The organism is Leptolyngbya subtilissima AS-A7 (assembly GCF_039962255.1).
Lineage (GTDB): Bacteria > Cyanobacteriota > Cyanobacteriia > Phormidesmidales > Phormidesmidaceae > Nodosilinea.
On the sequence record NZ_JAMPKY010000002.1, the window covers coordinates 36,122 to 52,244 of the forward strand.

The following is a 16,123-nucleotide window of genomic DNA, read 5'->3' on the forward strand; positions in this document are numbered from 1 at the left end:
GTAGAGGTTTGCGATCGCCCCTACCGCCCTACAACATTCATAGCGAATGAGCGTTTCATCAACCGCAATAGCGCTAGGGGCCAGGGGACTGGCGCAGCACAAATCGCCACAAAAAACCCCAGCCGTCCAAAGCTGGGGTTATTAGGTTAAATGGCTGATTCAACGATTTGATTTAAGGTTTTGATTTAACGGCTTGATTTATGGAAATGCGTTAGTGGTGCTTTTGTTCTAGTCATGAACGTTATCTTTTGGGCTTAACCCGCCAGCATCAGTCAGTGAACTATGACATTGTCAACACTGCATAAAGTTTATGTTAGCTCAACATTGACCGCCGTTACACAGACTACGTTTAAGTAAATTGTGGAGCAGCGTTGCCGCGATCTGTTTAACCTTCACCGAGCGCAAAGAAACCGACCTATCTCAACCTTTTTAGGGGCTATAGAGCAGTGGTCTGCCAGTTTTTTATCGGTGATTGTTACAGCTTAGAGTGAGTAAAACTCCTAACCAATTTCGCGAGCGGCATTGTAAATCGCTTCGTTAGCCTGCACCGATTTCTGCAAATTTACCACCGGGCGCGGATAGTCAACACCGAGGATAACCCCAAAGCGCTTTTGCTCCACCGGCTGAAGTTTCCATGGCTCGTGCACCTTAGCCGCAGGGACATCTGCTAATTCCGGCAGCCAGTGTTTCACGTAGAGGCCGTCGGGGTCATAGTCCTTCGACTGTTTAGGAATATTGAAATAGCGAAAGCCCCGCGCGTCGTTGCCAACTCCGGCGGTGTAATTCCAGTTGCCGTAGTTGCTGCAGGGGTCGTGGTCGACCAGCAGCGACTCAAACCACTCGGCCCCCATACGCCAATCAATGCCCAGGTTTTTGGTGAGAAAGCTAGCCACATTCTGCCGCCCTCGGTTCGACATAAACCCAGAGTGGGCCAGCTCGCGCATGTTGGCATCCACCAGGGGAAAGCCGGTTTCGCCGTTGCGCCAGGCGTCAAAGCGAGGCCAGTCCTGCTTCCAGTCGATCAGCAGCCCCCGCAGACCAGAGGGGTAAAACACTTTGTTGCCGTGCTTGGCGCAGATCAAGCGAAAGTAGTCGCGCCACAGCAGTTCAAAGACCAGCCAGTAGGTGGAGTCGTTGCGAATGCGCTCCGCTTCATAGTCTTGCACCGTCTCGTACACCCGCCGGGGTGACAGGCAGCCCATCGCTAACCAGGCCGACAGCTTAGACGAGTAGTCGGCTCCCACCATGCCGTTGCGGGTCTGCTTATAGGTCTTGAGGCAGTCTGCATCCCACACATAGTGGTTGAGGCGTGCTAAGCCAGCCGTTTCGCCCCCCTCGAAAGTGAGCACGGCGCGGCTGTCAGGCTTTGAGGCCTCTAGGCCAAAGTCCGCTAGGGTGGGCAGAGTGCCGGGATTGACCTGAGGCAGGGGCAACAGTTTCGGGGGCGTGGGTAGAGCCACATCCACCGTGCTGTGCTGTTCCACTTTTTTACGAAACTGAGTAAACACCTCTGGCAGGCGATCAATGGCAAAGGGCAGTTTGTCGGGATGGTAGAGGGTGGCCCCCCAGTACACCTCCGTTTTGCAGCCCATGGCCGCCAGCTTGGTTTCCACCGCCTGCTCCACCCGCAGTTCTTCAGCGGTGACTTCCTCGTGCCAGTAGACGGCCTCAACGCTGTGGGCCTTCACCAGTTCTGAAATCACGTCTTCGGGCTGGCCCACGCGCACAACGAGGTCGCTGCCCAGGGCTTGGAGCGATCGCCGCAAATCGGCCACACTCTCTAGCAAAAACTGCGCCCGATAGGCTCCTGTTTTAGGAAAACCAAAGGCGGTCTGGCCAAACTGACGCGGGTCAAAACAGTAGAGAGGAATGATCGGCTGCCCGGCCCGCAACGCCTCGTCGAGAGGCTGGTGGTCATAGAGGCGGAGGTCGTTGCGAAACCAGACAAGGGTGGGCATGGAAGAGTGGGGAGTGATGGAGTGATGGGGAAGGGAGGATACAGTCGGCGGTTGAGGATTGAGCTAAAACCTCTGGCCTTAGTTCCGCCAACGCCCACTGATGGGTTAGTCGGCAGTTATTCGCTGAGCGGAGAATTCCTTTATTAAGTATTCTAAAGAACTATCAATTGCCGTGCAGGAGATTTGCATCTATGGCCATCAAAGTGGGTGATGTCGCCCCTGATTTCACGCTGCCCAACCAAGCGGGCGAGACCGTCACCCTAAGAAGCTTTCGGGGGCAGCGGGCGGTGGTGCTGTACTTTTATCCCAAAGATGACACCCCTGGCTGCACCGTAGAATCGTGCTCGTTTCGCGACAGCTATGAAGATTTTGTCGCCGTAGGGGCTGAGGTGATCGGCATCAGCAGCGACTCGCCCGACTCGCACAAAGCCTTTGCCAGTAAGCACAATCTGCCTTTTACCCTAGTCAGCGATCGCGGCTCTGCGGTGCGCAAAGCCTACGGCGTACCCGCCACCCTGGGGCTACTGCCCGGTCGAGTTACCTACATCATCGACAAAGACGGCAAGGTACGGCATATTTTTAATTCCCAATTCAACCCCAAGGGCCATGTAGACCAGGCCATGGGCATGCTCAAAACCCTACAAACCGCCTGATATGGAACTTCAACCCGAGCACTACGAATTGGCGATCTCCCTATCGGCCATCGAAGGGGCGATGGCCGGTCTTTGGTATCCCAGCGAAAGCGATGCCTTGGTTTCCCTAGTGATCTATGCCGACCCCCTGCCCAGCACCGAAGCTCTGGCTCAAAAGCTGGCGGGCGAGGAGAGCCTCGAAATTCGGCCCGCTGAAACGTTTTTTCGGCCAGTGCTCAACAACCCCTACTGGGCCAGTGAGCAGGGCGGCCACCTGGCGCAAAAATTTGCCAATCTTCGCGATGTGCTAGAAACCCACTTGGAAGACCTCCACAGCATTCGCGTAGGCCAAAGCAATGTGACGGTATACCTGCTGGGGCGGCATTCTAGCGGTTGCTTCCTAGGGGCATGCACCCACGTTGTAGAGACGTAGCCACTCCGGTCAGATGACGGTAGCCTAACGGTAGCAACCAAGGCAAGGCATCTATGGCTTTTCAAACCCCAGACTGGGTGAAGCACGCGGTCTTCTACCAGATTTTTCCCGACCGGTTTGCCCGGACCCAGCAGCATCTCGATGACCCAGCGATGGCCGTGACGCTAGAGCCGTGGGAATCGCCGCCGACACCCTTTGGCTACAAGGGCGGAGACCTCTGGGGGGTAGCCGAAAAACTCGACTATTTGGCAGATCTGGGAGTTACTGCCATCTACATGACGCCGATTTTCCAGTCGGCTTGCAACCACCGCTACCACACCCACGACTATTACCAGGTCGATCCGCTGCTGGGGGGCAATCCGGCTTTTTTTGACCTGTTAGAAGCCGCCCACGCCAAAGACATCAAGGTGGTGTTAGACGGGGTATTTAACCACTGTAGCCGGGGCTTTTTCTTCTTTAACGACATTCTCGAGAACGGCCCCAACTCCCCCTGGCTAGAATGGTTTGAGGTGGGGGGCTGGCCCCTGTCAGCCTATGACGGGTCACAGCCCGCTAACTACCGCAGCTGGGTAGATAACCGAGCCCTGCCAGCTTTCAAGCACGACCACCCAGCGGTGCGCGAATACCTGATGCGGGTGGGTGAGTACTGGGTGCGCCAAGGCATCGATGGCTGGCGGCTCGATGTGCCCTTTGAGATCAAAACCGAGGGCTTTTGGCAGGAATTTCGCGATCGCATCAAGGCCATCAACCCTGAGGCCTACATTGTGGGCGAGGTGTGGACTGACGCTAGCCAGTGGCTCGACGGCACCCAGTTTGACGGGGTAATGAACTACCTGTTCACTGGGCCAACGATGGCGTTTACGGCGGGCGATCGCATCCGCATGGATCTAGTCGAAAAGCCCCACTACTATCCCTACCCTGCCCTGGATGCGGCAGGCTATGGCGAAAAAATTCAGCAGCTGCTCAAGCTCTACCCCTGGGAGATTCAGCTGACCCAGCTCAACCTGCTCTCTAGCCACGATGTCGCCCGCATTCACTCGGTGGTCAACGGGGATGACGCCAGCATGGTGCTCTCCACCCTGCTGTTGTTTACTTTCCCGGGGGCGCCAAGCGTTTACTACGGGGATGAGGTGGGTTTACCGGGTGAGCTCGACCCCGACTGCCGCCGCACCTTTCCCCCTGAAAAGGAGTGGCACCTCGACCTGCTAACCATTCACCGAGAGCTGATTGCGCTGCGCCACCGGCACGCCGCCCTACGCATCGGCACCTACGACGTGCTGCACGCCGAGGGTCAGGTCTATGGGTTTAGCCGCACGCTGGGAAGCGATCGCATCATCGTCGTCCTCAACGCTGGTGAAGGGAGCGCGCTCCCAATTGCGACCGATACCTTAATCTCTCAGGGGCAAACCGTCCACGAAGTCTTCAGCTACCACGGGGCGACCTGGGCCCAGGACAGCCTAACGCTGCCCTCGCGATCGGCGGTGGTGGTGACGGTAGAGTAAGGCAAAAAGAATCCTATCGGCCCTGGATCAGGACAATTGCCTGATCCAGGGCCATCGACCGGAGCGTTTACCCGCCGCGACGCTGGCGAATTTGGGTGATAAAAAACTCTTCTAGCGTTGGGCGAGTCTGCTGTAAGGCAATCAGATGCCCGCCCACCAAGGGAATCTGCTTGGCGAACTCGTAGGGGTCGCCTTTGACATGGCCTTGCCAAAGATCGCCCTGCACCGTCATCGGCTCGAGCCAGAGCTCTAGCTCGGCGATACGCCCGCTGCGACCTTTGGCTACATATTGGTCGGCGGTGCCCAGCAGCTGGTCTAGACTACCGTTGGCGATCAGCTCACCCTGATCGAGAATGGCGATGCGATCGCAAATCACCTCCACATCCGACAAAATGTGGCTATTAAAGAAAATCGTCTTGCCCTCCCGCTTCAGGGCCAAAATAATTTCTCGCACCTGAAAGCGCCCAGTGGGGTCAAGCCCCGACATTGGCTCATCGAGAAACACCACGTCTGGGTCGTTCATCAAGGCCTGGGCCATGCCCACTCGCTGGAGCATCCCTTTTGAGTATTGGCGCAGCTGCTTTTTCTTTGCCGCTTCTTGGGGTAGGCCCACCAGATCGAGCAGCTCGACAATGCGGCGCTGCTGGGCTGCCCGCGACAGACCAAATAGACCGGCGGTATACTGCAAAAACTCCCAGCCGGTCAAAAAGTCGTAAAAGTAAGCATTTTCAGGCAGATAGCCGATGCGCTGTTTGACCGCGCTGTCGCCCAAAGCATGACCCAGCAGCGTGGCCTGGCCCGCCGTCGGGCGAATAATGCCTAGCAAAATCTTCAAGAGCGTAGTCTTACCTGCCCCGTTAGGGCCCAGCAGACCAAAGGTCTCACCCTGGTAAACCGTGAGAGAACACTGCTTGAGGGAAGTCACTCGCTGGTTAAGCCAAAACCCAGTGCGATAGGTTTTACCTAGCCCCTCGGTCTGCACCACAGCGGCGCGATTGTCTGGCAGACGGTTGTCTAGCTGGATAGGATCAATCGGTAACAATGGAGCGCTCATAGAAACCGTGCGAAGACCAAATAGACGACAATCATTAAAGGACTCATCCTTAGAATACCCTTCGAAAACCTCTCCCTTGCCAGGGGCCGATTCAGCTCTCGTTGTGTCAGGCTGAACACATGAGGCCAGTGTCTTATGGCCTGTACGTTAAGACAGGCTTCGCAGGGAATACGCTGAGCTGAGGTCTCATTTACTCCTTAAATTGATAAATTGCTCCTAAGTTACTCTATGGCTCGCTTTAAGATAGATCGTTCAAAACTGGTAGCGGTGATCACCGGGGTAATCTCCCTGCTGCTAGCGGTTGGTTACCTTGTGCTAGTTCAAATTCTGGACTTTCGCGGCGACATGGTGCCCGCTCCCCTGTCTACCCTGATAGGGGTGGTAGAGCCAGCTCTGGAACTCATCACCTAGGGCTTTGCAGAGGTTATAGCAATGGTTGAGCGGTCTGTCGGCCCCAAAGCTGAGAGCGGCAGGGCAATCGTTGCTGGGTTAAGCCTAGGTAATCGGATACCTCTCTTGGTATTCTATAGGGCGCCTAGGCAGTCCTCGTCTACCGCTGGCAGGGGTACTCCTCCTTTAAGTTTTTCAGGGCTGTGGATATGTTGAAACGAACACTGAACCAGACGTCGCTACAGCCCTTGACAACGATCGCAACCTTTGTGGAGCTATTGGCCTGGCGAGCTGAGCAGACTCCCAAGGGCATAGCCTACCGTTTTTTGGCGGAGGGCACCCCTGAGACCGCCCAGACGATTACCTACAGCGCTCTGCAACAGCGGGCCCAAGCCATTGCAGTACTGCTCCAAGACCTCAACTGCCGAAACCAGCCGGTGCTGCTGCTCTACCCCGCTGGGTTAGATTACATTGCCGCATTTTTTGGCTGCCTCTACGCCGGGGCGATCGCTGTTCCTGCCTACCCCCCCCGCCCTAACCGCTCTTTAGATCGCATCCAGGCCATGGTGCAGGATGCTGGGGCCACCGTAGCTCTGACCGACAGCGCCACCCTGCAAAAGCTGGAGCGGCGATTGGCCGAGACCCCCCGGCTGCGATCGCTCTACTGCCTCAGCACCGACGGCCTACAAGCCGATCTGGCCCAGCAGTGGCGGCCTCCGACCATCCAAGCCGACACCCTGGCCCTGTTGCAATACACCTCGGGGTCAACGGCCTTGCCCAAAGGGGTGATGATCAGCCACGACAACCTGCTGCACAACTCTGAGCTGATTGGCCGCTGCTTTGGCAACACTGCCGCCAGTCGGGGGGTTTCCTGGCTACCGCCTTACCACGACATGGGGCTGGTGGGGGGTATTTTGCAGCCGCTGTACGTTGGTGCCGAGATGACCCTGATGGCCCCGGTTTCGTTTTTACAGCGACCGGTGCGCTGGCTAGAGGCGATTTCCCACTACCAGGCCACGACCAGCGGCGGGCCAAACTTTGCCTACGACCTGTGCGTCCGCAAAACCACTCCCGAGCAGCGGCGTGCCCTTGACCTCAGCCCTTGGCAGCTGGCCTTTAGCGGGGCCGAGCCAGTACATCAGGCTACCCTGGCCCAATTCGCGGCAGCCTTTGCCCCCAGCGGCTTTCGTCCCCAAGCCTTTTATCCCTGCTACGGTATGGCCGAAACCACCTTGCTGGTCACTGGCGAGGCTGTGCAGGGCGAGCCCAAACACCTCATTCTCAAGGCCGCCGACCTGCAGCAAAATCAGGTCACGTTGGTCTCTGCCACCGATGCCGACGCAGCTCGCCCCATTGTCAGCTGTGGCCCCCCGGCCATCCCTAATCAGGTGACTATTGTGGATCCCGACAGCCACCGGCCCTGCCCCCCCCACACCATCGGCGAAATTTGGGTGCGCTGGTCGCGCAGTATTGCCCAAGGCTATTGGCGGCGAGAGGTCGCTACCCAAGAAGCCTTCCAAGCTAACCTGGCCGACGGGACTGAGGGGCCATTTTTGCGCACGGGCGACCTGGGGTTTCTCCATGGCGATGACCTCTACGTCACCGGCCGGTTAAAGGATTTGATCATCATTCGGGGCCGTAACCACTATCCCCAGGATATTGAGGCCACAGCGGAACAGGCCCATCGAGCCCTGCGCCAGGGCAGCGGAGCCGCTTTCTCAGTTATGGAGCATGACACTGAACATTTGGTGATCGTCCATGAACTGGAGCGCAGTGCCCTGCGCACCGCTGACCCTGAGGCAATTTTTGCTGCCCTGCGCCGTCGGGTGGCCGAGGACCACGACTTGCAGATAGGGGCGATCGCCCTGCTCAAGCCCAACGCCCTGCCCAAAACCTCTAGCGGCAAGGTGCAGCGCCACCTATGCCGGTCGATGTTTTTAGCTGGTCAGTTTGACGTGGTCTACGGCTGGCCTACGGCAGAGACCAGTCAGGCCTTGGCGAGCGCTGAAGCCCCAGTCGACAACGATGACGAGGCGATCGCTGCGGAAAACTCAAGTCAGCCTGAGGTAGACGCAAAGTCACTTGCCGTAGCCAGCCCAGCCAGCCCGGCAGCATCGCCTTTAAACCCCGATGCGATCGCCGATTGGATGCTGAGCTGGCTAGCCAACGCCCTAAACGTGCCCAAGCACACCCTAAATGTGCGCCAACCCCTGGCCGAGCATGGGCTTGACTCCTTGGCGGCAGTTGAGCTGGCCGAAGCTCTGGAATCGACCCTGGGAGTGTCCCTATCACCTACCCTGGCCTATGAGTACCCGACCATAGAGGCGCTGTCGATTTATCTGGCCACGGCCCAGGACCGTGCTACTGTAGCCACTCCACTGGTCGAGGCTGTTGACCATAGGGAATTGGAACAAATCGTAAGAGAATTAGAATTGTTGTCTGATGCAGAGGTGCAAACCCTGCTGGGCAGACAGAGTCATTAATTAGTGGAGCGTGGGAGTTAGCCCGTGGAGGATCTCGCAAGGCGAATTAGCAGCCTTTCCCCAGAGAAACGGCTGCTGTTAGAGCTACAGTTGCAGCGCAAACGAGGGCTACCAGAACCCATTGCCATAGTGGGGATGGCCTGTCGGTTGCCGGCAGCGCCTAATCTGCAAGCTTATTGGCGGCTGTTAACCGAGGGGCGAGACGCCATTCGGAAGGTGCCTGCGGATCGCTGGGATGTCGATGCGTTCTACGATGCCGACCCCCAGGCCCCGGGCAAAACCTACTGTCGCTGGGGCGGGTTTTTAGACGGAGTTGATCAGTTCGACCCAGCATTTTTTGGCATTACCCCCCGTGAAGCTCCCTACATTGACCCCCAGCAGCGGCTGTTTTTAGAAAGCGTCTGGGAGGCCCTAGAGGATGCTGGAATTGTGCCCCAGGCCCTGAGTGGGCAACCAGTAGGGGTGTTTGCGGCGACCTCGACCTTAGACTATGGCCAGATGCTGTTGCAGGGGCCAGAGGTGGTGGGCACCTATACCGCCACAGGTCTAGCCTCGACGATGGTGGCCAATCGGGTATCCTACCTGCTCAACCTGCAAGGCCCGAGTCTGACCGTTGATACGGCCTGCTCGTCATCGCTGGTAGCGGTGCATTTGGCCTGCCAAAGTCTGTGGAATGGGGAAAGTAACTTAGCCCTGGCCGGGGGCGTTAACCTCATGCTGACCCCCACCGTTACTGTAGGCTTCAGCAAATTGACGGCGCTGTCTCCCGAGGGACGGTGCAAAGCCTTTGATGCGGCAGCTAATGGTTTTGTGCGCTCAGAAGGGGTGGGCACCGTGGTGCTCAAACGCCTGGGTCAAGCCTTGGCCGACGGCGATCGCATTTACGCCCTGATCCGCGGCAGCGCCACCAATCAGGATGGCCGCACCAATGGCCTCACTGCTCCCAACCCAGCCGCCCAGGAAGCGGTGGTCAAGACCGCCTACGAACGGGCGGGCATTCCCCTCAACCAGGTGGACTACATTGAGGCCCACGGCACTGGCACTCTGCTGGGTGACCCCATTGAAGCCAAAGCCTTAGGGAACGTGTTTGGCCCCTTTCGGCAACTGGAGCAGCCGGTGCGGCTCGGCTCAGTAAAAAGCAATATTGGCCATACCGAGGCGGCGGCGGGCATCGCTAGTTTGATTAAGGTAGCCCTGTGCCTGAGGCACCGCACCCTGGTGCCCAGCCTGCATTTCCACACCCCCAACCCCTACATTCCCTTTGACCAACTGCCCCTGCGGGTGCAGCAACAGCGCGAACCCTGGGTCGAGGCCGAAAATATGGCGATCGCCGGGGTAAGTTCCTTTGGCTTTGGCGGCACCAACGCCCACGTAGCCCTCCAGGCCGCCCCTATTTTTACCGCCGACCCAGTAGCTGATCGGCCCCTGCACCTGTTTTGCCTGTCGGCGCGATCGCAGCCCGCCCTGCAAGCCTATGCCCAAGCCATGGCCACGGCCCTCACCCAGATGCCCCAGGCCAATCTGGGCGACCTCTGCCACACCGTTAATGCTGGCCGCACCGCCTTCGAGCATCGTCTCGCCCTCCTCGTCAAAGATCTTCCTTCCCTAGTCACGGCTCTCGAGCAATACTCTCCCCTACTTCCCCCCCCTACCCATCCTTCCACCTCCCCCGGCGTCGTCTTCCTCTTCACCGGCCAAGGCTCGCAATATGTCGGCATGGGTCGGCAGCTCTACGACACCCAGCCGGTGTTTAAAGCCGCCATTGACCTCTGCGACGAACTGCTGCAACCCTACTTAGAGCTGTCGCTCCAGAGTGTTTTGTTTGGCGAAGACGGCCTTGAGGAAGACTCCCCCACGGCCCCCCTGCACCAAACCGGCTACACCCAGCCCGCCCTGTTCGCCTTGGAATATGCTCTGGCCCAGCTCTGGCTATCCTGGGGCATTCGTCCGGCGGCGGTGATGGGGCACAGCGTTGGAGAATATGTGGCCGCCTGCGTGGCCGGAGTCTTTAGCTTAGAAGACGGCCTGCGGCTGATGGCCTTGCGGGGTCGGCTGATGCAGACCCTACCCGCCAATGGCGGCATGGTGGCGGTGTTTGCTGATGCCGATACGGTAGCAGCAGCTCTGCCTCCCACAGTTTCTTTAGCCACCCTCAATGGCCCAGACAACAGTGTTATCGCCGGGCTCCAGAGCGATCTAGAGACCGTAGTAGAGGACCTCCACGCCCAGGGTATTCGCACCAAACCCCTCCAGGTGTCCCACGCCTTCCACTCAGCTTTGATGGATCCTGTCCTCAATGTGTTTGAGCAGAGCGCCCAGGGCATTCGCTTCCACGCCCCAACCATACCCCTGGTTTCTAACCTGACCGGAGAGTTTGTCGGCTCCGATTTGCCGCTGGATGCCCGCTACTGGCGACGCCATGCTCGGCAGCCCGTGCGGTTTGCCGATGCGATCGCCACCCTACACCAGGCGGGCTATACCCAGTTCTTAGAAGTTGGTCCCTATCCAGTGCTCAGCGCTATGGGAAAACGCTGTGTGGCCCACAGCCATCACACCTGGCTGCCCTCCCTGCGCCGGGGGCAGTCAGACTGGCGCACCTTGCTCACCACCTTGGGCCACCTCTACCAGATGGGCCTCGCCATCGACTGGGCTAATTTCGATCGCCCCTACCAGCGCCAGTGGCTGTCCTTGCCCACCTACCCCTTCCAGCGCCAGCGCTACTGGATTGATCTGGCATTGCCCGACCGTGCCGCTGCTGCAGCGGTGATCGACGGCGCTCCCGAGCCCGTTCCCAGTGCCGCCTATAGACTGACTTGGCAGCCCCAGACGATCGCCGCCGCCCCTCGTGCCGATGGAGACAATTGGCTGATCTGGGGAGCCAACGATGCCCTGTGGACCAACCTCAGCCAGGCCCTACAGAAACGAGGAGTTACGCCAATTCGGGTTTCGGCGGGCGATCGCTTTGTCACTCTTCAGCCGGACCACTACCAGGTCTTGCTGACCTCAGATCAACCCTTCCATCCCTTGCTGGAGGCGTTAAAACCCCAAGCTATTACCACCCTGCTGGTGCTGGCCCCGGAAGGTGATTTAGACCCTGAGGCCGTGACTGGGCCAATGCTGCACTGGGTAAAAGCACTCACTCACCAGTCTGGCCCCGCTCTGCCCAAGCTCTGGTTAGTGACCCAAGGAGCCCAGACGGTAGATACCACCGATGTCGTCACCTCCCCCCACCAAGCATTGCTGTGGGGTTTAGGGCGCAGTTTGCGCCTAGAGCATCCAGAGTTTTGGGGCGGTCTGGTGGATTTACCAGGTAAGGCAGACGAGTCAGAGCAGGATGTGGCCCCCTGGCTAGACAACTTGGTGGCCTATGTAACCAGCCCCCAGGGGGAAGATGAGGTGGCGCTCCGCCAACAGCAGAGCTGGGTGCTCCGGTTACAGACGATAGAGGTGGCCTCTGATGCGGGTCCAGAACCTGGGGCAACGTCCATCCAGGCAGAGGCAACCTATTTAATCACCGGCGGTACCGGTGCTCTGGGCCAACAACTGGCTGGATGGCTAGTGGAGCAGGGTGCTCGTCACTTGGTGCTCACAAGCCGCCGGGGCAGCAATCTAGACTTGGAGAAAACCTTGGCTCCTCTACGCCAAGCTGGAGCTACGGTGTGGGTGGAAGCGGTGGATGGGGGCGATCGCGCCGCCCTAAGCACCCTGCTCGATCGCATTCAGCAACAGTTGCCCCCGCTGCGAGGGGTGTTTCACGCGGCAGGGGTTTTAGCGGATGGCTTTATGGCCAACCAGTCCACCGAGCAGTTCCATCAGGTAATGCCCGGTAAACTCCAGGCAGCCTGGCATCTGCACCAGCTCACCCAAACCCTTCCATTGGACTGGTTTGTGCTGTTTTCTTCAATTACGTCGGTGTTGGGTTCCCCCGGCCAGGGCAACTACGGAGCTGCCAACGCTGGGCTAGATGCGCTAGCCCAGTACCGCCGCCAGCGCGGCCTCCCTGCCCTCAGCATTAACTGGGGACCGTGGCAGGGAGTAGGAATGGCCGCTCGCCAGAGTGCCACAGCCCTGGCTCAGCGGGGTATGCCCCCCCTGGCAGCGTCCGAGGGATTGCAGTGGCTAGGACGACTGTTGGCGGCCAAGACGCCTGCAACGGTGGCGATCGCCCACCTAGACTGGCCCCGCCTGCTCCGCTATCTGCCTATCGATCGCCCCCCGGCGATAGTCTCGGCCTTTGTGACAGAGGAACCGACAGCTCCAGCCGAGTCAGATGAGGCTGGCCTAGTTCCCAACGCTCAGAAGGCTTTGCCATCCCTGAAGCAGATTTTGGCCCTGCCCGAGGCCCAGCAGATTGCCACTGTGCAAACCTACTTGCAGGCCCAGGTGGCAACAGTGATGGGGCTATCCGAGCAAGTAGCGCTGGATGCACCCCTGATGGAGCTAGGCATCGACTCACTAATGACCATGGAACTGCTGGCCTTGTGCAAGCAAGACCTGGATTTGGTGCTGTACCCCCGGGAGGTGCTGGCCCATCCTACGGTAGCGGCGCTGTCGTCCTACATCGCTCGGGAACTGGTGCGGGTGCATCGTCCTGCTGCCAGCGTTGAGGCTAGCCCAAGTCTAGCGCCGGCAGAGTTCCCAGAAGAAACAGTCACGGAACTGCCTAAGAGCCCCTGGCAGTCGCCGGCCCCGCTAGAACCGCTGCCGACGCGCCGCAACCCGCCCATGGTCTTTTTGCTGTCGGCGCCCCGGTCAGGATCTACCCTGCTGCGGGTGATGCTAGCGGGCCATCCTGGGTTGTTTTGCCCCCCTGAGCTACACCTGCTGCCGTTTAACACCTTAGAGGCTCAGGGTGCGGCCTTGGGCTACAGCTATCTACAAGAGGGTCTGCAACGGGCTGTGATGGAGTTGTTACAGGTGAATGCTGAGCAGGCCGAAACCCTGCTGAGCGAATGGCGACAGCATTACACCACTGTGCCAGCGGTTTATGACAAGCTTCAGCAAATGGCCGAGGGGCGGCTGTTGGTCGATAAATCTCCCACCTATAGCCTCAGTCTAGAAACTCTGGAGCGGGCCGAGCAGATGTTTGAGGGGGCCAAATACATTCACCTGGTGCGTCATCCTTACTCGGTCATCAGTTCTTTTGTGCACAACCGCATGTACAAGATCTTCGATCTGGAGCCCGATGATCCCTATCGGCTAGCGGAGCAAGTGTGGCAGGCTTGTAACCAAAACATTCGCACCTTTGCCGGCTCTTTAGATCCGGAGCGGCACTACACCCTGCGATACGAAGACCTGGTCGTCGATCCAGAACCGGCGATGCGAGGACTGTGCACCTTTTTAAACTTGCCCTTTGACCCGGCGGTGCTTACTCCCTACGAGGGACGACGCATGACGGACGGAGTTACAGCCCAGTCCATGGCGGTGGATGACCCTAATTTCCGTCAGCGCAGCCGGATCGAGGCCCATTTGGCCAAGATTTGGCAAGGCATTCAACTGCCCCACCGACTGAGCACCACCAGCCAAACCCTGGCGGCGCAGTTTGACTATCCTCTGCCCCAGGAACAGGCGGTAGCTCCAGCCTCTGCTCCATCACCGACAGAGCCAGTTCCCTTGTCTAGCAGCTACGTGCCCTTGGGGGCAATGCGAGAGGAAGAGATTCTGCTCAGAGGTCGCCCGTGCTGCCTGTGCCACTGGGGGCCAGAGAATGGGCCTCAGGTGCTCTGCCTCCACGGTATTTTGGAGCACGGAGCGGCCTGGGATGGGGTAGCAACTACCTTAGCTGACCAGGGATATCATGTCATCGCTCCCGATCTGCGGGGCCACGGCCGTTCGGCCCATGCTGGCCCCGATGGCGGCTATCAACTGCTCGATTTTCTCAGTGATCTCGACAGTTTGACTGCAACGCTAGGTACCCAGCCTTTTGTGCTGGTAGGGCATTCTATGGGGGCAGTGCTGGGGGCTATTTTGACCAGTCTGCGGCCTGAACGGGTGCAGCGCCTAGTGTTGATCGAGCCAGTGGTGCCCGCCCCTGGCCCATCGCTCGAACCCGCCACCCAGCTGATGGCCCATCTCGATGCCCTAGCAAACTCTTCCCAACCCACCGTGATCACTTCAGTGGCTGCCGCCACCCAGCGGTTGCTGGCCCTAAAGCCTTATCTGTCGCAGCCTATGGCCGAGGCTATAGCTCAGCGTCTAACTCAGACGGTGGCAGGGGGGGTGATTTGGCGCAGCGATCCTCGACTGCAAACCCGCACGACCCTGAGTCTGAGCGGTGGTCTACTCGATCGCCAAGGCTATGGACAGATTTTGCGGGGAATTCAGCGGCCCACTACGGTAATATTTGGCCAGAGCAGCCAATTCAACCGCCCTGAAGATCTGGCGTTTCTGCAAGAAAATCTGCCCCAGGCCGATCAGGTCTCCCTGGCCGGGGGGCATGACCTGCCCCTAGAAACCCCTGGGGGGCTAGCCCGCATCATCCACGCCGCCCTTGCCTCTGAAGGCTCGGTGTCGGTCACCCTATCTGAGCCCTCTTCATGACCCTAATTCGCCAGATGGCTGCACTGTGGGAAATTCCTTTAGGGCTACTGTCCTATGGCTTTTCGCGAGTGGTAAAGGCGACCCTGACGTTGATCAGCCGCTACTACAATCCCACCGATACCAAGGTTGAGGCCGACTGGCAGGTGGTGTCGGCAGACTTTTTAAAGTCGCCCCTCAAGCTGCTGTGGACCATGAGCCGGGCCCGGTGGAATCTACACTCGCTGGTTGCGATCGCAGGGCCTTTTAACGTGCAGTCTGAGATCATGCTGGATGTGCGATCGCTCTGGCAGTCGGCCCCCACTTGGACGGCGGTGGTCTACACCCTCAAGGGCTACAAAACCCTGACCAGCATCAGCTCTCTCACGGTGCCCCCCGGCCAAGACACCGCCACCATTACCCTGCCCCCAGGGCGATATCTGGTGGGGCTGCGTCACTACGACTGGCGCAACCCGGTGCAGCTGCCCGCGATCGCCGTCGATGGCAACCCCGCCTTGGCATCAGAAACGCGATCGGCCCCGCCCGATTTCAACCAGTTCTATCGCGGGCTGGCCCCCCGTCGGGGCCTGTTGTTTAGCGCCCTAAACTTCTACGTCTACCCCCTGCTGCGCTGGATGCAGTGGTTGCCGCGATCGGTGGTCAAACCGATTTTTCTGCCCGTTCCTAACCCAGAAACCCACTTTTTCTACGGCGCACTGGATCGGGGGGAACAGCTCACCATCGACCTGCCCCCGACGCTGCGAGATACCCACAGCCTCTATTTCAGCCTCTACAGCCGCGACTGCTTCCCCATGGATTGGTACCCCCTTGTCACTGACAACCACACCACCAAGCCCCTGCCCGAACAGGGGGTCTACATCCTGCGGGTGCACCCAAAAACCCCAGCGGCCATGGCCATGTCCAAACCCGCCATTCAATTTTCAGTAACCTAGAATATGTTGGTGCCTGGCTAAGCGGCAGCGTTTAGGCAAACCAGTCTGCTCTACCAGAGCGGCAAACGCCAATTCTCTGCTCCAGTCTGAGCTAATCTGAGCCAGTCTGAGGTCGAGGGAAATCTCCCTTGGCTGCGCTCAGTACGAATCTGGCTTGAGTCTGACCCAGCCGCCGATGCCCAGCACAGACCTTTCAAACACC

General features: G+C 58.8%; 9 protein-coding genes. 7 read left to right on the forward strand and 2 right to left on the reverse strand.

From position 1 onward, the window contains the following. Nucleotides 1-500: 500 nt before the first annotated feature. On the reverse strand, nucleotides 501-1,958 hold the full coding sequence (locus tag NC979_RS04810; protein WP_190518027.1) for a DASH family cryptochrome: 1,458 nt from the start codon (nucleotides 1,956-1,958) through the stop codon (nucleotides 501-503). Between the two features lie 191 nt (nucleotides 1,959-2,149). Here NC979_RS04810 and NC979_RS04815 point away from each other — a divergent pair, with 191 nt between their 5' ends. Genes NC979_RS04815 through NC979_RS04825 form a run of 3 tightly spaced genes read left to right on the forward strand, consistent with a single transcriptional unit; the run spans nucleotide 2,150 to nucleotide 4,525 of the window. Continuing rightward, a complete protein-coding gene (locus tag NC979_RS04815) occupies nucleotides 2,150-2,611 on the forward strand; it encodes a peroxiredoxin (protein ID WP_190518028.1) in 462 nt (153 codons plus the stop codon). 1 nt (nucleotide 2,612) lies between these two features. Then, nucleotides 2,613-3,023 carry a nuclease A inhibitor family protein gene (locus tag NC979_RS04820; protein WP_190518029.1) on the forward strand — a complete coding sequence of 137 codons (411 nt, stop codon included), beginning with the start codon at nucleotides 2,613-2,615 and terminating at the stop codon, nucleotides 3,021-3,023. Between the two features lie 53 nt (nucleotides 3,024-3,076). Further along, nucleotides 3,077-4,525, forward strand: a complete 1,449-nt coding sequence (locus NC979_RS04825; RefSeq protein ID WP_190518032.1) for a glycoside hydrolase family 13 protein — start codon at nucleotides 3,077-3,079, stop codon at nucleotides 4,523-4,525. Nucleotides 4,526-4,592: 67 nt separating this feature from the next. On the opposite strand, the gene NC979_RS04830 is transcribed toward NC979_RS04825, so the two are convergent. Then, nucleotides 4,593-5,579: an ABC transporter ATP-binding protein gene (locus NC979_RS04830; protein WP_190518034.1), complete on the reverse strand. Its 987-nt coding sequence runs from the start codon at nucleotides 5,577-5,579 to the stop codon at nucleotides 4,593-4,595. A gap of 228 nt (nucleotides 5,580-5,807) precedes the next feature. On the opposite strand from NC979_RS04830, the gene NC979_RS04835 reads away from it, so the two are divergent. The 4 genes from NC979_RS04835 (at nucleotide 5,808) to NC979_RS04850 (ending at nucleotide 15,921) form a co-directional block, all read left to right on the forward strand. Beyond that, entirely contained in the window at nucleotides 5,808-5,990 is a 183-nt protein-coding gene (locus NC979_RS04835) for a hypothetical protein (RefSeq protein WP_199308787.1), read from the forward strand. Nucleotides 5,991-6,178: 188 nt separating this feature from the next. Beyond that, on the forward strand, nucleotides 6,179-8,452 hold the full coding sequence (locus NC979_RS04840) for an AMP-binding protein (RefSeq protein WP_190518036.1): 2,274 nt from the start codon (nucleotides 6,179-6,181) through the stop codon (nucleotides 8,450-8,452). A 24-nt stretch (nucleotides 8,453-8,476) separates the two neighbouring features. After that, entirely contained in the window at nucleotides 8,477-14,992 is a 6,516-nt protein-coding gene (locus tag NC979_RS04845; RefSeq protein WP_190518038.1) for a type I polyketide synthase, read from the forward strand. Next, nucleotides 14,989-15,921, forward strand: a complete 933-nt coding sequence (locus NC979_RS04850; protein WP_190518040.1) for a DUF6208 family protein — start codon at nucleotides 14,989-14,991, stop codon at nucleotides 15,919-15,921. The genes NC979_RS04845 and NC979_RS04850 overlap by 4 nt, the downstream gene beginning before the upstream one ends. Nucleotides 15,922-16,123: the final 202 nt, after the last annotated feature.